Origin of the sequence: Bradyrhizobium sp. LjRoot220 (assembly GCF_964252915.1) — a bacterium.
GTDB lineage: Bacteria > Pseudomonadota > Alphaproteobacteria > Rhizobiales > Xanthobacteraceae > Bradyrhizobium.
Window position 1 is genome coordinate 28,280 of sequence record NZ_CAXUPS020000007.1, and the last position, 21,651, is coordinate 49,930.

General features: G+C 63.8%; 25 protein-coding genes. 20 read left to right on the top strand and 5 right to left on the bottom strand.

The window, feature by feature from the left end; all coding sequences use genetic code 11:
- The first annotated feature begins 2 nt into the window (after positions 1 to 2).
- Both ACSQ84_RS25770 and ACSQ84_RS25775 read left to right on the top strand, forming a co-directional pair.
- Positions 3 to 830: a TIGR00282 family metallophosphoesterase gene (locus ACSQ84_RS25770; RefSeq protein ID WP_436214533.1), complete on the top strand. Its 828-nt coding sequence runs from the start codon at positions 3 to 5 to the stop codon at positions 828 to 830.
- 21 nt (positions 831 to 851) lie between these two features.
- Positions 852 to 1,493 (top strand): hypothetical protein, encoded by a 642-nt coding sequence (locus ACSQ84_RS25775; RefSeq protein WP_436214534.1) that lies wholly within the window; start codon positions 852 to 854, stop codon positions 1,491 to 1,493.
- A gap of 64 nt (positions 1,494 to 1,557) precedes the next feature.
- Here the strand turns inward: ACSQ84_RS25775 and ppk2 are convergent, their stop codons facing one another.
- Positions 1,558 to 2,478 (bottom strand): polyphosphate kinase 2, encoded by a 921-nt coding sequence (gene ppk2, locus ACSQ84_RS25780; protein WP_436214535.1) that lies wholly within the window; start codon positions 2,476 to 2,478, stop codon positions 1,558 to 1,560.
- Between the two features lie 218 nt (positions 2,479 to 2,696).
- Here ppk2 and ACSQ84_RS25785 point away from each other — a divergent pair, with 218 nt between their 5' ends.
- The 3 genes from ACSQ84_RS25785 (at position 2,697) to ACSQ84_RS25795 (ending at position 5,134) form a co-directional block, all read left to right on the top strand.
- Positions 2,697 to 3,530, top strand: coding sequence for a class I SAM-dependent methyltransferase (locus ACSQ84_RS25785; RefSeq protein WP_436214536.1), 834 nt, complete (start codon positions 2,697 to 2,699; stop codon positions 3,528 to 3,530).
- 57 nt (positions 3,531 to 3,587) lie between these two features.
- Complete coding sequence (locus ACSQ84_RS25790; protein WP_436214537.1) at positions 3,588 to 4,202, top strand: TetR/AcrR family transcriptional regulator; 615 nt, start codon at positions 3,588 to 3,590, stop codon at positions 4,200 to 4,202.
- A 71-nt stretch (positions 4,203 to 4,273) separates the two neighbouring features.
- Entirely contained in the window at positions 4,274 to 5,134 is an 861-nt protein-coding gene (locus tag ACSQ84_RS25795) for a DMT family transporter (protein ID WP_436214538.1), read from the top strand.
- A 96-nt stretch (positions 5,135 to 5,230) separates the two neighbouring features.
- Here the strand turns inward: ACSQ84_RS25795 and ACSQ84_RS25800 are convergent, their stop codons facing one another.
- Together ACSQ84_RS25800 and ACSQ84_RS25805 are read right to left on the bottom strand one after the other, a co-directional pair.
- Positions 5,231 to 6,655 (bottom strand): methyl-accepting chemotaxis protein, encoded by a 1,425-nt coding sequence (locus ACSQ84_RS25800; RefSeq protein ID WP_436214539.1) that lies wholly within the window; start codon positions 6,653 to 6,655, stop codon positions 5,231 to 5,233.
- A gap of 107 nt (positions 6,656 to 6,762) precedes the next feature.
- On the bottom strand, positions 6,763 to 8,520 hold the full coding sequence (locus ACSQ84_RS25805) for a methyl-accepting chemotaxis protein (protein ID WP_436214540.1): 1,758 nt from the start codon (positions 8,518 to 8,520) through the stop codon (positions 6,763 to 6,765).
- Between the two features lie 202 nt (positions 8,521 to 8,722).
- On the opposite strand from ACSQ84_RS25805, the gene ACSQ84_RS25810 reads away from it, so the two are divergent.
- The 11 genes from ACSQ84_RS25810 (at position 8,723) to ACSQ84_RS25860 (ending at position 16,850) form a co-directional block, all read left to right on the top strand.
- Positions 8,723 to 9,469 (top strand): YebC/PmpR family DNA-binding transcriptional regulator, encoded by a 747-nt coding sequence (locus ACSQ84_RS25810; RefSeq protein WP_436214541.1) that lies wholly within the window; start codon positions 8,723 to 8,725, stop codon positions 9,467 to 9,469.
- Between the two features lie 211 nt (positions 9,470 to 9,680).
- Entirely contained in the window at positions 9,681 to 10,208 is a 528-nt protein-coding gene (gene ruvC / locus ACSQ84_RS25815; RefSeq protein WP_436214542.1) for a crossover junction endodeoxyribonuclease RuvC, read from the top strand.
- 289 nt (positions 10,209 to 10,497) lie between these two features.
- Complete coding sequence (ruvA, locus tag ACSQ84_RS25820) at positions 10,498 to 11,115, top strand: Holliday junction branch migration protein RuvA (protein WP_436214543.1); 618 nt, start codon at positions 10,498 to 10,500, stop codon at positions 11,113 to 11,115.
- The gene (locus ACSQ84_RS25825; protein ID WP_436214544.1) at positions 11,112 to 11,642 is read left to right on the top strand and encodes a hypothetical protein; all 531 of its coding nucleotides are present in this window, start codon (positions 11,112 to 11,114) and stop codon (positions 11,640 to 11,642) included. Before ruvA ends, ACSQ84_RS25825 begins: the two co-directional genes overlap by 4 nt.
- Complete coding sequence (locus tag ACSQ84_RS25830; RefSeq protein ID WP_436214545.1) at positions 11,639 to 12,193, top strand: hypothetical protein; 555 nt, start codon at positions 11,639 to 11,641, stop codon at positions 12,191 to 12,193. Before ACSQ84_RS25825 ends, ACSQ84_RS25830 begins: the two co-directional genes overlap by 4 nt.
- Positions 12,190 to 13,239: a Holliday junction branch migration DNA helicase RuvB gene (gene ruvB, locus ACSQ84_RS25835; RefSeq protein WP_436214546.1), complete on the top strand. Its 1,050-nt coding sequence runs from the start codon at positions 12,190 to 12,192 to the stop codon at positions 13,237 to 13,239. The genes ACSQ84_RS25830 and ruvB overlap by 4 nt, the downstream gene beginning before the upstream one ends.
- 99 nt (positions 13,240 to 13,338) lie before the next feature.
- Positions 13,339 to 14,208 carry a DUF6869 domain-containing protein gene (locus ACSQ84_RS25840; protein WP_436214547.1) on the top strand — a complete coding sequence of 290 codons (870 nt, stop codon included), beginning with the start codon at positions 13,339 to 13,341 and terminating at the stop codon, positions 14,206 to 14,208.
- A 93-nt stretch (positions 14,209 to 14,301) separates the two neighbouring features.
- On the top strand, positions 14,302 to 15,213 hold the full coding sequence (locus ACSQ84_RS25845; RefSeq protein ID WP_436214548.1) for a metallophosphoesterase: 912 nt from the start codon (positions 14,302 to 14,304) through the stop codon (positions 15,211 to 15,213).
- 79 nt (positions 15,214 to 15,292) lie between these two features.
- On the top strand, positions 15,293 to 15,742 hold the full coding sequence (gene ybgC, locus ACSQ84_RS25850; RefSeq protein WP_436214549.1) for a tol-pal system-associated acyl-CoA thioesterase: 450 nt from the start codon (positions 15,293 to 15,295) through the stop codon (positions 15,740 to 15,742).
- Positions 15,743 to 15,814: 72 nt separating this feature from the next.
- On the top strand, positions 15,815 to 16,282 hold the full coding sequence (locus ACSQ84_RS25855; protein ID WP_436214550.1) for a DUF1348 family protein: 468 nt from the start codon (positions 15,815 to 15,817) through the stop codon (positions 16,280 to 16,282).
- 7 nt (positions 16,283 to 16,289) lie between these two features.
- Positions 16,290 to 16,850, top strand: coding sequence for a TetR/AcrR family transcriptional regulator (locus ACSQ84_RS25860; RefSeq protein ID WP_436214551.1), 561 nt, complete (start codon positions 16,290 to 16,292; stop codon positions 16,848 to 16,850).
- Between the two features lie 184 nt (positions 16,851 to 17,034).
- On the opposite strand, the gene ACSQ84_RS25865 is transcribed toward ACSQ84_RS25860, so the two are convergent.
- Positions 17,035 to 17,679, bottom strand: a complete 645-nt coding sequence (locus tag ACSQ84_RS25865) for a glutathione binding-like protein (RefSeq protein WP_436214552.1) — start codon at positions 17,677 to 17,679, stop codon at positions 17,035 to 17,037.
- Positions 17,680 to 17,785: 106 nt separating this feature from the next.
- Here ACSQ84_RS25865 and ACSQ84_RS25870 point away from each other — a divergent pair, with 106 nt between their 5' ends.
- Positions 17,786 to 18,481 (top strand): TetR/AcrR family transcriptional regulator, encoded by a 696-nt coding sequence (locus ACSQ84_RS25870; RefSeq protein WP_436214553.1) that lies wholly within the window; start codon positions 17,786 to 17,788, stop codon positions 18,479 to 18,481.
- Positions 18,482 to 18,551: 70 nt separating this feature from the next.
- On the opposite strand, the gene ACSQ84_RS25875 is transcribed toward ACSQ84_RS25870, so the two are convergent.
- Positions 18,552 to 19,517 carry a 2-hydroxyacid dehydrogenase gene (locus ACSQ84_RS25875; protein ID WP_436214554.1) on the bottom strand — a complete coding sequence of 322 codons (966 nt, stop codon included), beginning with the start codon at positions 19,515 to 19,517 and terminating at the stop codon, positions 18,552 to 18,554.
- Positions 19,518 to 19,562: 45 nt separating this feature from the next.
- On the opposite strand from ACSQ84_RS25875, the gene ACSQ84_RS25880 reads away from it, so the two are divergent.
- The 3 genes from ACSQ84_RS25880 to ACSQ84_RS25890 all read left to right on the top strand — a co-directional run bounded on the left by ACSQ84_RS25880 (position 19,563) and on the right by ACSQ84_RS25890 (position 21,597).
- Positions 19,563 to 19,865, top strand: coding sequence for a hypothetical protein (locus ACSQ84_RS25880; protein ID WP_436214555.1), 303 nt, complete (start codon positions 19,563 to 19,565; stop codon positions 19,863 to 19,865).
- A gap of 92 nt (positions 19,866 to 19,957) precedes the next feature.
- Positions 19,958 to 20,326 (top strand): YciI family protein, encoded by a 369-nt coding sequence (locus ACSQ84_RS25885; RefSeq protein WP_436214556.1) that lies wholly within the window; start codon positions 19,958 to 19,960, stop codon positions 20,324 to 20,326.
- Entirely contained in the window at positions 20,323 to 21,597 is a 1,275-nt protein-coding gene (locus tag ACSQ84_RS25890; protein ID WP_436214557.1) for an RNA polymerase sigma factor, read from the top strand. Before ACSQ84_RS25885 ends, ACSQ84_RS25890 begins: the two co-directional genes overlap by 4 nt.
- Positions 21,598 to 21,651: the final 54 nt, after the last annotated feature.

Consider the following 21,651-nt stretch of genomic DNA (forward strand, 5'->3'; position numbering starts at 1 on the left):
TTTTGCGCATCCTCTTCATCGGTGACGTCGTCGGCAAGACCGGCCGCACCGCTATTTCCGAGCATCTTCCCGGCATGGTCAGAGACTGGTCGCTCGATCTCGTCGTCGTCAACGGCGAGAATTCCGCCGGTGGCTTCGGCATCACCGAGGCGATCTATCAGGATTTCCTCGACGCCGGTGCTGATGCGGTGACGCTCGGCAACCACGCCTGGAATCAGAAGGAAGCGCTGGTGTTCATCGAGCGCGCGCCGCGCCTGATCCGCCCCTTGAACTTCCCGCGCCATACGCCGGGCCGCGGTGCCGCGCTGATCGACACCAAGAACGGCAAGCGCGCGCTGGTCATCAACGCCATGGGCCGCGTCTTCATGGAGCCGCTGAACGATCCCTTCAACGCGGTCGGCAAGGAGCTCGATGCCTGTCCGCTGCGCGAAGCGGTCGATGCCATCGTGGTCGATTTCCATGGCGAGGCGACCAGCGAGAAACAGGGCATGGGATTTTTCTGCGACGGCCGCGCCAGCCTCGTGGTCGGTACCCACACCCATGTGCCCACCGCCGATCACCAGGTGCTGTCCGGCGGCACCGCCTATATGAGCGACGCCGGCATGACCGGCGACTATGATTCGATCATCGGCATGCAGAAGGAAGAGCCGCTGCATCGCTTCGTGACCGGCATTCCCTCGGGCCGTTTCGAACCGGCGTTCGGCGTGGCGACACTAAGCGGCGTCGCGGTCGAAACCGACGACGCGACCGGGCTGGCGCTGCGCATAGCGCCGGTGCGGGCCGGCGGCCGGCTGGAGCCGGCGGTGCCGGGATTTTGGACCGGTCGCTGAACTGGCGTGCGAGAAGGCGTGATGCAAAGGTTTTTGATCGTCCTGCTGGCGTTGCTGCTGTCGCAGCCGGCGTGCGCGCAAAAGCTTACCCAGCGGCCGGTCTCGCAGAATCCGGTATCGCCCGAAGACATGACCGGGCGGCTGGAGAAGTCCGCGATCGACACGGCGAAGATCGCGCCGAAAGGCGCGGCAAGAGGATCCTCGGTGGATTTCTGCTGGGCGTCGAGCCCTGAGGAATACCGCGCGCTCGCCAAGCATGTACTCGTGCTGGTCAGCGTGGTGACGCAGGATTCTGCCGAACTGCCGTTGCGCCGCGTCTACGCGAACATCGACGGCCGCGAAACCGAGTTGATCAAACTGAGCAGCCAGCTCGGCGGCGTTCGCAAAGGCTCGAAGACCTATTCGATGCTCGGGCCCTATCGCGAGGACGGCTTCTACCTTGCGCCCGCCGGCAGCATGATGGCGGACGGCTACCTGCAGGCCGACTTCGCCGTACGGCGGAACGGCTTCAATCTCTATAAATTGCCTGGGACGCCGCCGGACTTCGTCAAGGCGGACAGCAATCCGATGCCCGCGCCTGACGCCAGGCCGGAAACGCCGGCGCTGAAAGCGCTGCTGCAGCGCGAATACAAGGGCTTCGAATTGCCCGCAAGCCTGCGCTGAGACGCCGTTCGGTTTCGTTCGAGCCCGCCACCGCAGTTACATACACTCAGTGCCGGCCCTTCGCTCAGTAGCGCTCCGGCACGTACATCTCCGGCGGGACCGGGCCGCGCTGGTAATCCGGATTGCGCACCCGAGGCGGCAGGATGACCGGGGCCTGCGGGACCTCCTTGTAGGGAATCTGATCAAGCAGATGCGCGATGCAGTTCAGCCGCGCCCTCTTCTTGTCGACGGCCTCGACCACATGCCACGGCGCTTCCGGAATATGGGTGCGCTCCAGCATTGCTTCCTTGGCCTTGGTGTATTGCTCCCAGCGGCTGCGCGCCTCCACGTCCATCGGGCTCAGCTTCCACTGCTTCAGCGGATCGTGGATCCGCATCGTGAAACGCAAATGCTGCTCCTCGTCGGTGATCGAGAACCAGTATTTGATCAGGATGATGCCGGAACGCACCAGCATGCGTTCGAATTCCGGCACCGAGCGGAAGAATTCCTCGACCTCGGCTTCGCTGCAAAATCCCATCACGCGCTCGACGCCGGCGCGGTTGTACCAGCTGCGGTCGAACAGCACGATCTCGCCTCCGGCCGGCAGATGCGACACATAACGCTGGAAATACCACTGCGTGCGTTCGCGCTCGTTCGGCGCCGGCAGCGCGGCGACCCGGCAGACCCGCGGATTCAGCCGCTGCGTGATGCGCTTGATGACGCCGCCCTTGCCGGCGGAATCGCGTCCCTCGAAGATCACGACCACCTTCAGCTTCTGGTGCTGCACCCAGCTTTGCAGTTTCACCAGTTCGCCCTGCAGGCGGAACAGCTCCTTGAAATAGAGCCGGCGGTCGACGGTTTCCTCGGCGCTATGCCCGGCAAATTCGTTGGTCAACGCATCGAGGCGGTCGTCGTCGATCTCGAGTTCCAGTTCCTCGTCGAAACTGTCGAGCATTTCCGCCTGGATGCGATCATGGATCGAGCCATTGAGTGGTTTTTCGGTCATCGAGGTACTCCGCCCAAGGAAACGCAGGGATCACCTGTTAGTTTCAAATGCGCATGTCAGGGGTGTGACACGCACGCCGGACGTGAAGCATGAAGAATGCGCCGTTCAGAATTTTCGCAACGCAATTTGAGCTATTTTGCTCGTCGCCATTTGCTGTCGTAATGGCCTAATCTGGTTGCGAAGATTGGCCTGGTCCCGAGCCAATGGAGGCAAGTTTCATGAGCGATGCAACTTCACAGACCCTCTATTTCTATAATCGTCATCCCATCTCCTGCGAAATCATCCTTGCGAAACTGCGCGCAAGCCGTGGCCATCTCGACGGCTTGCGTCCTGACGAGCTGTTTCCCCATGACCAGGATCATTATGGTGGCCTTGCCGCTACGGATGAATTGGCGCGAGGCGCGCAGGTCAGCCATGGATCGCGGGTAGCCGATTTCTGTGCGGGGCTTGGCGGCTCGGTGCGTTATCTGGCTCACAAATATGGGGCCGACGTCACTGGTATCGAATTGACGCCAGCGCGCGTCTCGGGCGCGCAGGAGTTAACCAGACGCGTTGGCCTTGACGGTTCTGCACGGATTGTCGAGGGCAACGTGATGGACGTTCCGCTTCCTGACGCGAGCATCGACGCTGTCGTCAGCCAGGAAGCATTTTGTCACGTTCCTGATGTGAAGAGAGCAGTTGCCGAAGCTTTTCGTATTCTGCGGACAGGCGGCCGATTGGCATTCACGGATTGGATAGTCAATCAGCCGCTTAGCGCTGCCGATGCGCAATTGATGTGGGAAGGAATGGCTATTCAGCCCCTTCGGTCGATCCCCGAATACCTCAGCCTGGTCGGAAGCGTTGGCTTTGGAGTGATTTCGACAACGGATTTGACGGAGGAATGGGGACCGATTCTGAAGGAACGACTGGCAATGTACCAACGGCTGCGTGAGGAAGCCCGACAGGCCGGCACCCCCATGGGGCACGATGCATTCCACAAGTCCTACATCCGGTTTGTTGACCTCATCCAGGAGCGCAAGATGGGCGGCGTCAGGATGGTGGCTACCAGGTAGCAAGCGTTCCGAAGCGGCCACTTGCGATATATAGACCAATTGGTCTATATATTAGCCATGCGCCGCCAAACCCCAGTGCCATTGCCCCGTGGCCGCCCCCGAGGTTTCGACGTGGAAGCCGCCGTCGAACGCGCTATGGAGGTGTTCTGGTCGCGCGGCTATCACGCCACGGCGCTGCCGGACCTTCTTCGCGCGACGAAGTTGTCGCGTGGCAGTCTTTACGCCGCTTTCGGCGACAAGCACTCGCTCTTCCTGCGGGCGGTCGATCGCTACATTGCCGATGCCCTGGCGCGGATGGATGTCGAACTTGACCCCCGCAGAGAGCCGATCGATGGCCTGCGGGCTTACCTTGCCGGCTACGTTGACCGCACCACCGGCGCCAAGGGCCGGCGCGGATGCCTGCTGGTGGCCACGGCCATGGAACTGGCCGGCGAGGATGCCGAAGTGGGTCGCCGCGTCGCAGGCTTTTTCAAAGCCATGGAGGCCAGGGTGGCCCATGCGCTTTCGTGCGCGAAGACGGCCGGCAAGTTGGCCAATGGCGTCGAGCCTTCAAGTGCGGCTCGAATTCTCGTCTGTTTCGTCGAGGGGCTGCGCGTGGTCGGTAAAACGGCGCCGCCACGGATCTCCTCGCAAGCCACCGCTGACGCTCTGCTCGACCGCTTCATCAGGTAGCCAACCCATGGACGCCTCGTTTTGCCGGCGCACTGATATCTGAACCGATCGGTCTTGAAAGGAAGAATGCCATGTCTGCCATCCAGATCGTCTGCGCGGTGGCGGTTCCCTTGCTCTGGGGTTATCAATTCGTGGCCATCAAAGTGGGCGTAACGGAGTTTCCGCCGCTCTTCTTTCTCGCACTGCGCTTCCTGGCCATCGCGTTGCTGCTGGTTCCGTTCGTGAAAAGGCCCACGCGTCAACAGCTAGGCCCTGTCGCAGCGATCTCGATTTTCCTTGGCGGGCTGAACTTCGGGCTGTTCTATGTTGGCCTTGGGCTCGGCTCGGGAAGCATGTCGGCCGTCGCATATCAACTCGCGACGCCCTTCACCATCCTGTTGGCCTGGCCGCTGCTCGCGGAGAGACCGTCTCTCACCACGTCCGCCGGCGTGCTGCTCGCATTCATCGGCGTGGTCGTGCTGGCGGCCGAGCCCGGCCTGTCGGCGAACACGCTTCCGCTGCTGCTGGTGGTCGGGGCAGCCTTCGCTTTCGCGGTGTCCAACGTCCTGACGAAACGCCACGGCCCTTTCGATCCCTTGATGTTGATGGGGTGGTCGTCGCTGCTCACGGTGCCGCAGGTCATGCTGATGTCGCTGCTCCTTGAACACGGACAACTGGCAAGCCTTGTCACGGCGGACGAACGTGGCTGGCTGGCGCTCGCCTACACCATCTTCATCGGCGGAATTGTCGGGTTCGGACTTTGGTTCTGGCTGATTGCCCGATGCTCGATGGGCCGCGTCGCGCCTTTCGGTCTGCTGCTTCCGGTGTTCGCCCTGATTTCGAGCGTGTTGTTCCTCGGCGAGCGCATGACCCCGAAGTTGATTGTCGGCGGGCTGCTCGCGATCTCCGGCGTCGCCATTACGCAAGTACGACCCAGCGCTCGACCAATTTGAAGGCGGAAGTTGCGGCGTGGCGACTTACGGGCCGCGAGCCCGTGCCGCGTCCTATCTTTGCATGGGGTTGTTTTCGCGATTTTGTGTCGGCGCCCTCTAGCTCTGCCGAAAACCCATGCGGAAGGCGCCCCAGTGGCGGCCGTGCACGTGGATGGGCGAGGAGAGGTCTTTCATCAGCACGAAATTGCCGCCGCCCATGTCGCGGCGGTAGGTCTGCAGCAGGAACGGTTTTGAGTTCGCCGCCACCTTCTTCACCGCGCGGTCGCTGAACAGGCGGCGGTTGCGGCAATTGGCGTTGTTCCAGACGGGATCGGGGCCCTGCGGATGACAATAGTTCGGATTGTGAGTCGGAAGGTATCCGCCCTTGGCCCAGGCGACGCAGAACACGATGCGCGGATCGCATTTCTGAACGGGGTCCTGGATCTCAGGCAGGACGCGGTCGGTGAAGGCGACATAGTCGGTCATAAATTGCTTCGGATCGGTGCCGGCGATTTCGCGGTATTTCTCGTCCATCAGTTGGTCGATGCTGATTTCGCCGCGCGCGACCGCGGCATCGAAGGCCTCCGAGATTTGCCGGGCGGTATCGATCACGATGCGGATCAGCGGTGCGTCCGAAGTCTCCACGCCGCTGTCGGCAATCAGCGCGATCAGCCCCTCGGAGATTTCGAGCAGCTTCGCCACCCGTCCGTCGGCCTGCTTCAGCTCGCTGGAAGACAAATCGACGCCTTGGGCGAGCTGGCCGAGTTCCTCGATCACGCGGTCGCAATGGCCGAGATTGGATGTTGCGGCCCTGGCGACGCCATCGATCTCGTGGCCGACGGATGCGATGCCCTGGTGCACGCGCGCGATGATGCCGCTGATCTGCTGTGCGCCTTCACCGGCGTTTTTGGCGCGGAGCGAGGCGTCGCTGCTCTCGCCGATCAGGCTGCCGATCTGGCCGTCGAGATCGCGCATGGTATCGGAAATCTGCTGCGTGGCCTGGCGCGTCCCCTCCGCGAGGCTCTTCACTTCGTTCGCGACCACGGCAAAGCCGCGGCCGGCGGTTCCGGCGCGCGCCGCCTCGATCGTGGCATTGAGCGCCAAAAGGTTGGTCTGCTTTGCAATCGCCTCGATCGAGCCGGAAACCTTTGCCACCTGCGACAGCGCCGAGCCGACGGCGCTGAGCCGGGCCTCGATGCGGCCGACGGCTTCGACGAGTTCGGCGATGTGCTTGACGGCCGCATCCACCGCGCTGCGCGACTGAACGATCTCACCGACGGCGGCCGACGTGGTCGATTGCACCGCCTGCGATGCATCAGCGATCTCGCGGTTGGCCGAGACCATCGTCTGGGCCGTATTCTGCAAGTGGTGGAACCGCTCCGACTGGTTCGCGACGCGGCTGGCGACCTCCTGGACGTTGCCGGCGATATCGGCAAGCTCGACGCCGAGCCCGCCGATGCGGTCGGCAAGCTGGTCAATCAGTCGTTCGCCGAGGGTCTGGTTGGATTGAGTGTCCAGGACTGCAAACTGCACAGAGGACATGCTCGGGCTTTCTCCAGTCAGAGCCGGTGATCGGCCCACCGCGGCGAGCGCATTCCAATTCCAACGGTAGAGCGCGATTCGCGCCTGGAGTCTTGCCTGAGAGCGAACTACAGCCGGTAGGCGGTACGGAACCCGCCCCAATGTCGGCCCCTGACGCGGATCGGCACGTCGATCTCGCGCATCATCACGGTGTTGCCGTTGCCCATGTCGCGGGCGTAGCTCTGCACCAGATAGGCGCGCTGGTTGCGGCCGGCGGCAAGGCCTGCGGGATCGTTGAAGATGCGGCGGTTGCGGCTGTTGGCGGTGTTCCAGGCGACATCGCCCGGCCGCTGCGGACGTGAATAGATCTTGTTGTGAACCGGCAAATAGCCGTTGGTGTCGATCATCGCGCAGAACGCCATGCGCTTGTCCTTGGCGAGGAAGGCTTCCTGAAACGGCGGCAGCGCGCGGTCTGCCCAGTCCAGAATCCTGGTGCGGTACTGCACCGGGTTGCTGCCGGATATCTCGACATAGTCGGTGTCGAACATGTCTTCCATCGAGATCGCGCCACTGGCGACGCCCTGCTCGAAGATCTTCGTCAGCGCAGCGCCGGCTTCCATGGCGCGGGTGACGAACTCGGTGTTCTCGTCGTGGATTGCCCACAGTTTGTCTTCGATCGCCTCGCGTAGCGCCGCATCCGGTCGCTCGAACACCGCCTGCGTGCCCGCCTTTGAACGCTCGCCGATGCGAACTCTGCAGGTGCCGATGTCCTGCAGCGTGGCACTGAGGCTCTGGTTTGGCGTCAGCATCTCGGCGTCGGAGCCACTGATCAGAATGCCGTCGACTGAGATCTCATAGACCGGGGCGGTGATCAGGCCGCGCGGGGTCTGGATTTCGATTTTGAGGCTGCAGGGCAATTTTTCCTGTTTGCGCTGGGTTTGCCGCTCGCCTTGGCCCAGCAGCACCGCGCAGCGCGATTTGAGCTTCTGCGCAAAGGTCGTGACCGCCCGGCCGGCCTTGGCGACGCTTTCGCCATGCGCTTCGGCCTCCTTGGTCGCGACATCGATCTCGGTGGCGCTTTCACCGACCGAGACGATGAAGCGCGAGGCGGAATCGGCATTGTCGGACATCTCGCCGGTGGTCTGGCTTTGTTCGGCGACCGCGCCGTTGACGTTGTCGAACACCGGCCGGATCAATTCGATCGCCTGCGAAATCCGATGCACGGCATCGACCGAGCCGGCGGCGTCGCGCTGCAGCGCTTCGATCTTTTTGCTGATTTCCTCGGTGGCGTTCTGGGTCTGCACCGCGAGCGCCTTCACCTCGGTGGCGACGACGGCAAAGCCGCGTCCGGCCTCGCCGGCGCGCGCGGCCTCGATCGTGGAATTGAGCGCCAGCAAGGTGGTCTGCCGCGCGATCTGCGCGATCAGGTTGACGACATTGCCGATCGCCGCCGAAGACTCGCGCAGGCGGTCCACATTGGCGCTGGCTTCGCGGGCGGCCGCGCTGGCCTGGTCGGCGAGCTTGCCGGCATCGCGCACTTGTTCGCCGATGCCTTGCGCCGAATGGGTGAATTTATCGGCAGCCTGCGAGAAGGTGGTCGCGGTGGTCTGGGCGGCGGTGGTGCGGCCGGTCAGGGCGTCGGTGCGCTGGCGGATAGTGGTCAGCGTCGCTGCGGTCGCCTCGGCGCCGCCGGCGACCGAATTGGCCGCGCGCTCGAGCTGGCGGATCATGCCGCCGAGCTCGAGTTCGAGCAGCTCGAGGATTTCCTTGGCCGAATCGCCTTCCGCGCCGGCGACATCCGCCGCGGCTACCGCTACCGGATTCTTGTGCTCGGCTGCAGGCGCGGTCGCTTCCGGCACTCGCTTTCGAAACAAACCGAAGGCCATGGTGTCTCTTATAAGTTGAATTTGGGTGGCTCATCCTCTCATCCGGGCATGAAGTCATGGTTAACAACTGCCTCATATTCCGGCATACGGGCACTACTTAAGTACCAAAACGGCCGTGAATCTTTGATTTTGGCCCGCCACCGGCCTATAAGGCCGCGTTTTCATCCAAAATCCGCTCCCGAACGAATCCAAGAGACCCCGCATGGCCGGCCATTCCCAATTCAAGAACATCATGCACCGCAAGGGGCGGCAGGATGCCCAGAAGTCGAAACTGTTCGGCAAGCTGGCGCGCGAAATCACGGTCGCGGCCAAGATGGGCCAGCCCGATCCGGCGATGAACGCGCGGCTGCGCGCGGCGATCATTTCCGCCCGCCAGGAAAACATGTCGAAGGATTCGATCGAGCGCGCCGTGAAGAAGGCGACCGGCGGCGACGGCGAGAATTACGAGGAGATTCGCTACGAAGGCTATGGCCCCGGCGGCGTCGCCGTGATCGTCGAGGCGTTGACCGACAACCGTAACCGCGCGGCCTCCGACATCCGCTCCTACTTCACGAAATCCGGCGGCAACCTCGGCGAAACCGGATCGGTCGCCTTCATGTTCGATCACACCGGCATCATCGAATATGACGCCAAGGTCGCCTCCGACGACGCGATGCTGGAAGCCGCGATCGAAGCCGGCGCCGATGACGTGATTTCGAGCGAGAACGGCCACGAAATCTACGCCTCGCAGGAAACCTTTCGCGAGGTCGCCAAGGCGCTGGAAGCGAAATTCGGCGAAGCCCGCAAGGCGGCGCTGACCTGGAAGCCGCAGAACACGGTTCCGGTGGATGACGAGACCGGCGAGAAGCTGTTGAAGCTGATCGACCATTTGAACGAGCACGACGACGTGCAGAACGTCTACGCCAATTTCGAGGTGTCCGACGCGCTGATGGCGAAGATGGGCGGGTGAACTGGGCTTCGCTACGCTGCTCCACCCACTGCTGTCGTCGCCCGGCTTGACCGGGCGATCCAGTACTCCGGCCTGTTGCGATTCATCACAGGTTTCCCGGCGTACTGGATCCCCGCCGTCGCGGGGATGACAATCGGGTTTTGTCACCAGGGCAGGGGATGACCGTTCTCTTTATGTTTCGTTCACTCCGCTCTGGCGTTATCACTACGCCATGACATCTCCCCCGATTCGCCAACCCGTCCGGATCATCGGCATCGACCCCGGCCTGCGCCGCACCGGCTGGGGCGTGATCGAGACCGAGGGTAACCGGCTGGTCTTCGTCGGCTGCGGTTCGGTGGAGCCGCCGGACGACCTGCCGCTGGCGAGCCGGCTCTTGGCGATCCATGAAGGGCTCGCCGCCGTGCTCGGCGATTTCCGCCCCGTGGAGGCCGCGGTCGAACAGACCTTTGTCAACAAGGACGGCGTCGCGACGCTGAAACTCGGCCAGGCGCGCGGCGTCGCCATGCTGGCACCGGCAATGTTCGGCATATCCGTCGCCGAATATGCGCCGAACCAGGTCAAGAAGACCGTGGTCGGTGCCGGACATGCCGACAAGAACCAGATCGCGGTGATGCTCAAGATTCTGCTGCCGAAGGCCGAACCAAGATCCGCCGACGCCGCCGACGCGCTGGCGATCGCGATCACGCACGCCCATCACCGCGCCAGCACGGCGCTGCGCCTGAAGGTGGCGGGCGGATGACAAACTATTTCGGTGGAATGCGAAGTGAGGTGGGCACGCTCGCCAGGCTCCCTCCCCCCTTGCGGGGGAGGGTTGGGGAGAGGGGTAAGCCGCGGGCTCCGGCCGACGATATCCGGCGACAATGTCTCAACGGAACGATGGATGAGGATGCCCGTCCTGTCTTCGCGATGCGTCAGGCAATCGAACAAGCGGCACCCCTCTCCCTAACCCTCCCTCGCAAGGGGGGAGGGAACCCATCTGCCGGCGTGTCCCTCACTATTGGTGCCGCCAGCGGATTCAGGTGGCCGAGATGATCGGCAAACTCAAAGGCCTGATCGATTCCTACGGCGAGGATTACGTGATCCTCGACGTCGGCGGCGTCGGCTATCAGGTGCATTGCTCGTCGCGCACGCTGCAGGCGCTGCCCGCGCCCGGCGAGGCGGCGGTGCTGTCGATCGAAACCTACGTGCGCGAGGATCAAATAAAACTGTTTGGCTTCCGCGGCGACATCGAACGCGAATGGTTTCGCCTGCTGCAGACCGTGCAGGGCGTCGGCGCCAAGGTGGCCTTGGCGGTGCTCTCGACCTTGCCGCCGGCCGAGCTTGCGAATGCGATCGCGCTGCGCGACAAGGCCGCAGTGACCCGCACGCCAGGCGTTGGCCCCAAAGTCGCCGAACGGATCGTCACCGAATTGAAGGACAAGGCGCCGGCCTTCGCCAACGTCGATCCGGCGCTGGTGCATCTTTCAGGGGCGATCGACAGCGACCGCGCGCCGCGCCCGGTCACGGATGCTATCTCGGCACTGGTCAATCTCGGCTATGGCCAGCCGCAGGCGGCGGCCGCCATCGCGTCGGCCTCGCGCAGCGCCGGCGAGAACGCCGAGACCGCGCAGCTGATCCGGCTGGGGCTGAAGGAACTGGCAAAATGAACACGGCCCGCGATTATTCGGCAGGCGCCGTCGCCGGGCGTTTCGCGCGCGCGATCGGCATCGTCCTGATTTTCTCCGTTGCCGGACCGCTGACGATCGCAGCGCTGATTTCGCTGATCGTGGTCGGTTTCGGCGCCGCGCTGCTGCAAATGTTTCTCGCACTTCTCGAACTCGAAGCGCTGCGCACCCTGCTCTCCGTCGCGATCGTGCTGCTTGCGCTTGTGACTGTTCTTGCGGCGTTCCTGCCTTCGCTCGCGGCCGGCCTGATATTCGCATTGGCGGCGGTCTATGGCGGCTTCAACATGATCTGGATGGCGTGGCTCGCCGCCGCCATTGCCGTCGCCGGCTTCGTCGTGTTCGGAATGTTCGTCGTGCCCTCGGAATCATCGGCCGTGGTGTTGCCGGATGTCCGGTCTGCACGACAGGCGCTGACGCTGTCGGCGATCCTCACCGTGCTGGCGGTCATTCCGGCCAGCCTGTGCTGGTGGCTCGCGAAACCCCTGCACCGTGCTAGAATTGCCGCATGAACACGCCCTCCCGCATCGTCACCCCCGAGCGCTACAGCGACAATGCTGGCGATACCTCGCTGCGCCTGGTGGGCAACCTGTCCGAAGCGGAAGGGGCTACTCCGAAAACGGCGCTGGTGTTTCTGATCTTCCTGGTGGCGGGTCCGCCGCTTGGTGCCCTGTTGATTTGGGCCGTTCTTCTAATATGGGCCATCATCAGCCACAATCCGCCGTCGGTGCACCATTATCATCTGCAAATGGTAGGGATTTCCGTGCTGGCTTCGTACGCTGTTGGCGGCCTGCAGTCGCTATTTGTCGGCGGCGTTGCCGCGATCGTTCAAAGCATGTCGCGTGCGGGTCTGGTGCCGTTTCGGCCGGTTCTCGTGGCTTGTCTGCTGGCGGGCGCGGCCTATCCGGTCTTCACGATCCTGAAAAACCAGAGTTTGCCGTACTGGGAAATGTTGCTTCTGTTTTTTGGCCTGAGTGTCGGCAGCGGGATACTGTGCTGGCTGATCTGCAACGCCGTGCTGTGGCCATTCCGTCGCCGCTCCGCTAATCAGGCCATGGCATGAACACGCCCTCCCGCATCGTGACCCCCGAGCGCCGCAGCGACGATGTCGGCGACACCGCGCTGCGTCCGCAATTGCTGTCCGAGTTCGTCGGCCAGGCGCAGGCGCGCAAGAATCTGTCGATCTTCATCGAGGCGGCGCGCAAACGCGGCGAGGCGCTCGATCACGTGCTGTTCGTCGGCCCCCCCGGTCTCGGCAAGACCACGCTGGCGCAGATCGTGGCGCGCGAACTCGGCGTCGGCTTTCGCGCCACCTCTGGTCCCGTCATCGCCAAGGCCGGCGACCTTGCGGCGCTCTTGACCAATCTCGAAGAGCGCGACGTGCTGTTCATCGACGAAATCCACCGCCTCAGCCCGGCGGTGGAGGAAGTGCTCTATCCCGCGATGGAGGATTTTCAGCTCGATCTCATCATCGGCGAGGGGCCGGCGGCGCGCTCGGTAAAAATCGAGTTGGCGAAATTCACCCTAGTCGGCGCCACGACGCGCGCGGGCCTGCTGACCAATCCGCTGCGCGATCGTTTCGGCATTCCGGTGCGGCTGAATTTCTACACCGTGGAAGAGCTGGAGAGGATCGTCACCCGCGGCGCCCGCGTGCTCAGCATCGGCATGACGCCTGATGGCGCCAACGAGATCGCGCGCCGCGCCCGCGGCACGCCGCGCATCGCCGGCCGCCTGCTGCGCCGGGTGCGGGATTTTGCGTCGGCGGCGGATGCGAGCTCGATCGACCGTGCCATCGCCGACCACGCGCTGAGCGCGCTGGAGGTCGATGCCGCCGGCCTCGATGCGATGGACCGGCGTTATCTCTCGACCATCGCGCTGAACTACGGCGGCGGTCCGGTCGGCGTCGAGACCATGGCGGCGGCGCTGTCGGAGCCGCGCGACGCGATCGAGGACATCATCGAGCCGTTCCTGATCCAGTGCGGCTACCTGCAGCGCACCCCGCGCGGCCGGCTGCTGACCTCGCACGCGTTCAAGCATCTCGGCCTCGCCGAGCCCGCGCGCGACCCGGCGCAGTTCGGATTGTTTGGTAACGGCGACAGCGACGATTAGCTGTCGAACCGGATCGGCCTAACCATGCACTAACGGAATATATCCGTAAGCCGCCTGCGCCCTCGCGCCGGACCGGCTGATCCTTCCGTGGAGTGCCAGATGAAACCGACAGATGACGCAGCGGCGCTTGCTCCCATCGCAGCATTGCCGGAACAAGGCTCGCCCGACGAAACCGCGCGTCTGCTCGATGCAATGCCGGTCAATGAACTGGCCTCGACATGGGCTGCGCTGCAGCGGCTGAGCCGGCGCGACCAGACATCAGGCATCTGGGAGGCCATCATGTATTTTGATCGCCTGCCGCACGACAACCCGAATCGCGCGCTCGATCTTGCGCTGGAAGTGCTACGCAGCGAATCCGACAAGCCGACCGTCATGCAGCTCAACGGCAAATTCATGATGTCGCTGACCTATGCGCACGGCGCTGATATTATCGACCGCATCGAGTCGGAGGCCAGGGATAACGCCAGGCTGCGCTGGCTGCTCGGCGGCATTCTGTTCGGCCCGGATAAACTATTCAAGCAGCGCATCCTGGCAATCGCCGACCCGGAAGCTTGGAAAGCCGACGAGATCGCGCGACGCACGCCAAAACAACCGCTCGATTGCGCAGCGATGTCGGTGCAAGAGCTGGCGCGCGCGTGGGTTGAGCAGCATTCGAAATCGGATCGCGATCGCGATGATAATTTCTTCGCGATGATGGATTATGAGGGCGAACTGCGCGGGGAGAATCCCGACAAGGCGATCGATCTGATCGTCGCAATCCTGGCGATCGAGACTAACCCGGCGCTGCTGTCGCTGCTATCAGCCGGTCCGCTCGAGGATGTCATCAGCATGGAGACCATCGACCGCATCGAGCGCGAGGCGCAGGCCAACAAACGTTTTCATGATCTTTTAGGTGGCGTCTGGTACTATCGCGCCTCCGACGAACTGAAGGCCCGGCTCGACGCGCTGGTAGGACAGGTCAGTCGGTAACCCTAATTGCAACTGCTGACGATCTGCACAAACGCACCCCAATTCCGCTCCAATGCCCGCCCATGTTTGCGATGCATCACGAATTGAACAGTCATGATTTCACGCCGACATTTCCTTAAACTTTTTGGTGGCCTGGGCGCGCTTGGCGTCACGACCACGGCATACGGGTTCTCCGAACCCGCGATGCAGCTTCGCGTCACACAGTATAACCTTGCGCCGCCGCAATGGCCCGCCGGCTTCAAGCTCAAGATCGCCGTCATCACGGACCTGCACGCCTGCGATCCCTGGATGTCGCTCGACCGCATCCAGGGAATCGTCGAGCGAACCAACGCACTGAATGCCGACGTCATCGTCATGCTCGGCGACTATGTGGCCGGGCACCGCAAGGTGACGCGCTTCATCCCGGCCGATGAATGGGCGCTGGTGCTGGCGGGCTTGAAGGCCCCGCTCGGCGTGCACGCCATTCTCGGCAATCACGACTGGTGGGAAGACAAGGAAGTGCAGCGCGAAGGCAAGGGGCACACCATCGCTCGCCGCGCGCTGGAGGCATCAGGCATTCCGGTTTACGACAATGACGCTCAGCGTCTGACCAAGGACGGGCGTTCGTTCTGGCTGGCGGGGCTCGGCGATCAGCTGGCTTATTTTCCGGCGCGCCGCTTCCGGCCGGTGCGGCGCATCGGCGTCGATGACCTCGGGTCCACGCTGGCGAAGGTCACCGATGACGCGCCGATCATTCTGCTGGCGCATGAGCCTGATATCGCCAAGCGCGTGCCGTCGCGGGTGTCGCTGCAGCTTTCCGGCCATACCCATGGCGGTCAGGTGCGGTTGTTCGGCTGGTCGCCGGTGTCGCCATCGGGGCAGAAACTGGCCTATGGCCACATCCGCATGAAGCACGACATCGTCGTCTCCGGCGGCCTCGGCTGCAGCATCATGCCGTTCCGCATCGGCGTGCCGCCCGAGATCGTGCTGGTGACGCTGGGCGGGCAGGATCCGGTGGTGGCGTAGCGGTCGCGGCCGCCACTACGCTTGCGCGGCACGCGGATTTTGCGCAAACCATGGCTTTCCGGGCGATCGAGGGCCGCAATTGACCTTACCCCACATCGACGGCGCGGTCCGCGACGGCCGCCATCACATGCAGGTCCGCGTCTACTACGAGGACACGGATTTCTCCGGCATCGTCTATCACGCCAATTACCTGCGCTTCATGGAGCGCGGCCGCACCAACCATCTGCGGCTGATGGGCGCCGACCAGCATGCACTGTTCGAACAGGCGCAGGCGGAAACCCCGGGTTTTGCGTTCGTGGTCCGCTCGATGGAGATCGATTTCCTGCGGCCGGCGCGGATGGACGATCTGCTTGACGTCGTGACCTGGCCGGTCGCGGTCAAGGGCGCCTCGATCACGCTGGCACAGGAAGTGCGGCGCGGCGCGGACGTGCTGGTGAAAGCGCAGGTGCGCGTCGCCTTCATCTGCGAGGGGCGGGCCAAGCCGATCCCGAAATCGCTGCGGCAGCTGATGAAGGCCGATCTGGATTGATTTTTCCGAATCCTTGACTCTCTGTACCAATCGGTACAATCTCCGGCTCCGTTCAGAAGCTGGAGATGCCCGATGTCGCGCCCGCCCTTGCCGCCGTTCACGCGAGAGTCCGCCACCCAAAAAGCCCGCATGGCGGAGGACGCCTGGAATTCGCGCGATCCGGTGCGCGTCTCGCTGGCCTACACCGAGGACAGCCGCTGGCGTAACCGCTCCGAATTCTTTGAAGGCCGCGCCGCGATCGTTGAATTCCTCACCCGCAAATGGGCGAAGGAGCACGAATACCGCCTGATCAAGGATCTCTGGGCCTTCGACGCCAACCGCATCGCGGTACGCTTCCAATATGAATGGCACGACGCTGCCGGGCAGTGGCATCGCTCCTACGGCAACGAGCAATGGGAGTTCGACGAACACGGCCTGATGCGCCGGCGCGAAGCCAGCATCAACGATCACGCGATCGCCGAGAAGGACCGGCGCTTCCACTGGCCCGCGCCGGGACCGCGCCCGGCGGACGTGCCGGGGTTGAGCGAGAGTCCGTTCTGACGGCGCGATGGCAAAGCCCATTTCCGAACGCGCCGATCTGTTGCCGCTGATCTCAGAGGTGTTCCGCAGCCACGGTTATGAAGGCGCGACGCTGGCGCTGATCGGCAAGGCCACCGGTCTCGGCAAGGGCAGCCTCTATCACTTTTTCCCCGACGGCAAAGCGCAAATGGCCGCCGAAGTCCTGGCCGAGATCGATCACTGGTTCGAGGTCAACATCTTCGCAGCCCTGCGCAAGTCGGATGATCCCGCACGGGCGATTGCCGAAATGACTGATGGCGTCGACCGCTATTTCCGCTCGGGCCATCGCGTCTGCCTGGTCGGCGTGATCGCGCTGGGGGCATCGCGGGATATTTTTGCGGCGCAGGTGCAGGATTATTTCAGCCGCTGGAACGATGCGCTGGCGCTAACGCTGCGGCGTGCCGGCTTCAGTACAAGCGTGGCGCGGCGGCGCGCCGCGGATGCGCTGCTGACCATTCAGGGCGCGCTCGTGCTGGCGCGGGCACTCGACGACGTCAAGGTGTTCGGGCAGGCGATGGTGGATATGAAGGCGCGCCTGCTGGCGAAATGAGATTGGCGCCGTCCTCCACACTCGTCGTCCCGGCCTTGAGCTCAGATGTGCAATTGCACATCGGGGGACCCATAACCACAGGGAGCAGTTTTGCGAAGGGCATCGACCAAAACTGCCCCAATGAAAGATTCCGCGGTATGTGTCCCGGCGTTCGCCGGGACGACGTGTAGATAGATAGCGCGCCTTACGCCGCCGCCTTGTGCCGGGCGATTTCGGCCTGGTACAGCACGAACTCTTCGGCCAGTGCCTTGGCCACGCTCGGCCGCTTCTTCATCCGCTCGAGATAATCCTTCACCGCCGGATATTTCGAAAAGTCGATCATCGGCGTCGCGACGCTCCAGTTCAGCACGGTGGTGAGATAGGCGTCCGCCACGCTGAAATGGTCGAGCAGGAACTCGCGGCCCTCCAGAGACTTGTTGAGGTAATCGAGGCGCGAGAGATACCGCTCCAGCGTATAGGCCTTGACCTCCGCCGGCACGGTCTTGCCGAGCAGCGGCGTGAACAGGCCCTTGTGAAGTTCGGTGCCGATGAAGCACAGCCATTGCTGTAGCCGGGAGCGTTCGATGCCGGGCTTGGCGCCGATACCGGACTCGGACAACCGCTCGGCGATGTGCTGCAGGATCGCGGCGTTCTCGGTCAGCGTGACGCCGTCGTCGGTCCGCACCACGGGCACGAGGCCGAGCGGATTGACCGCGTAGAAATCCGAATCGTCCTTCAACACGCGCTTGGTCTTGGGATCGACCTCGATGAAGTTGGCCTGGCTGCCGGCCTCATACAGCGCGATCCTGGTTGCCATCGAGCAGGCGAGGGGCGAGAAATAAAGGTCCATGTACGAATCTCCCTTGGGTTTCGGTCTTAGGCTCAAGCGGGTCGCGACGGCTGAGCTTGATTTATGTACCGCTTCGTATAAATAAGCGTCAAGGATTATTTGCAAGATGGTACAAAAAAGAAATCCACCGGCGCCGGGCGCCCGGCCGAAACCTGCAGGGCGCAAGCCCGCGCAGCCGCAGCTTCCCGCCGCCGGCGTCCCGCCGAAGCGCCGCGGCCGGCCGCGCGCTTATGAGCCCGACGTGGCGCTATCCCGCGCGCTCGATGTGTTCTGGAAGGACGGTTTTGCCGCCACCTCGCTCGACGATCTCAGCGCCGCCACCGGCATGAACCGGCCGAGCCTCTATGGCGCGTTCGGCGACAAGCGCGAACTCTACAAGAAGACGTATGAGAGCTATCGCAATCGCGCCCGCGCCCGCTGGGGCGAAGTCTTCGCGGCCGACCTGCCGCTGCGGGCGATGCTGCTTCGGATTTATGGCATCGCGCTCGACCTTTATCTGTCGGGCGAGAACGGCCCGCGCGGCTGCTTCACGGTCATGACGGCGGCCTCGGAAGCGGTGTTCGATCCTGATATCCGCGCCATGGCGGCCAGCGGCCTCGTCGAGATGGACCGCACCTTTGCCCGGCTGTTCAAGATCGCACAGGAGCGCGGCGAGATTTCTGCCTCAGCCGATCCGCACGTGCTGGCGAACCTGGCGTCGGCGACGCTCCACAGCATTGCAATCCGCGCCCGCACCCAGGTTCCGCGCGCGGAGCTCGAGGCTATCGTCAACGGCGCGGTCGACGTGATGCTGCGGGGGTAGCTCTGGGGATAACTCTACCGTCGTCCCTGCGAACGTGTTCGCAGGGACGACATCGTGTTGTACGTCGGCGCTAATACCCCCGCCCGCGATCGACGACATTGTCCAGCGCGCCGCCGGCCTCGAAGCGTTCGATCTGGCGCGCGACGTATTTCGAGATTTCGTCGGGATCGGTGTCGGCGGCGTTGTGCGGGGTCAGCACCACCTTCGGATGGGTCCAGAACGGGCTGTCCGCCGGCAGCGGTTCCGTCACATAGACGTCGAGCGAGGCGCCGCCGAGCGTGCCGTCTTCCAGACAGCTCAAAATGTCCGCTTCGTTCTGCAGCGCGCCGCGGCCGGCATTGATCAGCACCGGCGCGCCCATCGGGCTGCTGCGGTTGAGTTTTTCAAACATCCCGCGGTTGAGGATGCTGCGCGTATCCGCCGTCAGCGGCAGCAGGCAGACCAGGATGTCGGTCTGGCGCAGGAACGCCTCCAGTTGCTGTTCGCCGTGGAAGCACGGCACGCCGGCGATCTCCTTGGGGCTCCGGCTCCAGCCCGCCACGCGAAAGCCGACATGCCTCAGCACCCCGGCGGCATGGGCGCCCAGCGCGCCCAGCCCCATGATGCCGACCGAAATCGCGCCCGCCGCCCATTGCGGCTGCGGTGACCAGCGCTTTACGCGCTGGCTCTCGCGCAGATAAAGCTCCTGCCGGTGATGCATCAAGGCGTGCAGCACGACATATTCGGTCATTCGCTCGGTGAGGTCGGAGACCGCGACCCGCACCAGCGGCACGCCGGGCAGGGTGGAATCCGCCATCAGCGCATCGACGCCGGCGCCGAGATTGAAGATGACGCGCAGGTGAGGGAATGCGACGAGGTCCCCGGGCTTCGGCTTCCACACCGCGGCGTAATGCACCTCGGCCGGATCGAACGACGCATCCGGCATCTGGACGACAGCGCGGTCCGGGCAGACGTCGCCAAATCGCTTCATCCACCGCGCCGGCGACCAATTATCGGTCCCGCCATGCACCAGCAGCGCGAGCGCACCCTTTTTCATTGCATTTTCCTTCGTATCGCCACGCGGCGTGACCTGTAACACGTCATGGATCGAACCATTGCTCTAGCCTCCTTTCACCAAGCAAGGGAGATACCAGATGCGCAAATTCACCCCGATTTCGGCGTTCGTTTACCCGTGATGCCCAATTTCATCATGGCGGCAGTGTTCAGGCTGGCGCAAGGCTGGCAAAACCATCACCGCGTTCTCGGCTCGGCCAGCGGCCGCGGCCGGATCAGCACGATCACGAGCGTGATCTTCATCCTCTGTGTGTGCGGCCTTTGTTCCAAGGCCGCCGTCAACACTTATCGGCATTTCAATCCGCCGCCGGCACCGATCATCGGGCCCTGACCGGCCACGGAACACACGAAAATTTCCTTCGCTCCCCTGTCGGCTGCGGGCATAATCGTTCGTCATAACAAGAGAACGGAGATGCCGGTCGCATGCTGTACGCTATCCTTTGCTATCACGACGAAGACATTGTCGGTTCCTGGTCCAAGGAACAGGACGCCGCGGTCATGACCAAACTGGCCGTCGTGCACGACAAGCTCGCAAAACAAGGCCGGCTCGGCCCGGTCGCCCGCCTGCTGCCGACCACGGCGGCGACCACGCTGCGCAAGGACGATCCGCCGCTCGTGCTCGACGGTCCCTTTGCCGAGACCAAGGAGCAATTGCTCGGCTTCTATGTCGTCGATTGCGAGAATCTCGACGAGGCGCTCGATGTCGCGCGCGATCTCGGCAAGGCCAATCCCGGCGGCGCCTATGAGATCCGCCCGGTCGGCGTGTTCACGCCCGGGAGTGTGGCGAAATGACCGATACCGCCTGGATCGATAACGCGCTGACCTCGGCGCGGCCCCAGGCGGTCGGCGCGCTGCTGCGCTATTTCCGCAATCTCGACACCGCCGAGGAAGCCTTCCAGAACGCCTGCCTGCGCGCGTTGAAGAGCTGGCCGCAGAACGGCCCGCCGCGCGACCCCGCGGCGTGGCTGATCATGGTCGGGCGCAACGTCGCGATCGACGACATCAGGCGGGGTCGCAAGCAGGAACCGCTGCCCGAGGACGACCACGCGATCTCGGATACCGACGACGCCGAGGAGCAGCTTGCCGAGCGGCTCGAAGGCTCGCATTACCGCGACGATATCCTGCGCCTGCTGTTCATCTGCTGCCATCCGGATTTGCCGGCGACGCAGCAGATCGCGCTGGCGCTGCGTATCGTGTCGGGCCTCTCGGTCAAGCAGATCGCGCGCGCCTTTCTGGTCTCGGAAGCCGCGATGGAGCAGCGCATCACCCGCGCCAAGGCCCGCGTCGCGGACGCCGATGTGCCCTTTGAGACCCCGGGCGCGGTGGAGCGCAGCGAACGGCTGGCGGCGGTAGCCGCGATGATCTACCTGATCTTCAACGAGGGCTATTCGGCGAGCGGCGATACCGCCGAGATCCGCAGCCCGCTGTGCGAGGAAGCGATCCGCCTGGCGCGGCTGTTGCTGCGGCTGTTCCAGAGCGAGCCCGAGATCATGGGGCTGACGGCGCTATTGTTGCTGCAGCACGCGCGCGCGGCGGCGCGGTTCGATGCCGACGGTGCGGTGATCCTGCTCGACGATCAGGATCGTTCGCGGTGGAATAGCAAGATGATCGCCGAGGGACTGGCGCTGATCGACAAGGCGATGCGCCATCGCCGCAGCGGTCCCTATCAAATTCAGGCAGCGATCTCCGCCCTGCATGCCCGCGCCGAAAAGCCCGAGGATACCGACTGGACCCAGATCGATCTGCTATACGGCGCGCTCGAGATCATGCAGCCGTCGCCGGTGGTCACGCTCAACCGCGCGGTCGCGGTGTCCAAGGTGAAGGGGCCCGAGGCCGGGCTCGAGATGATCGAGCCCCTGGCGGCGCGGCTATCGAATTATTTTCACTATTTCGGCGTGCGTGGCGCCTTCCTGATGCAACTCGGTCGCAACGACGAAGCCCGTGTCGCGTTCGACCGCGCCATCGCGCTGGCCAACACCTCGGCCGAAGCCGCCCACATCCGCATGCACCTCGACCGCCTGATGCGCGACAGCAAGCCGCGCGGCGCCAAGGCGGGGAAGTAGGCCCGCTGCTCGCGCTGTAATTGGCGCCCGGCCCCTCGCATTGAACCCCGCCCA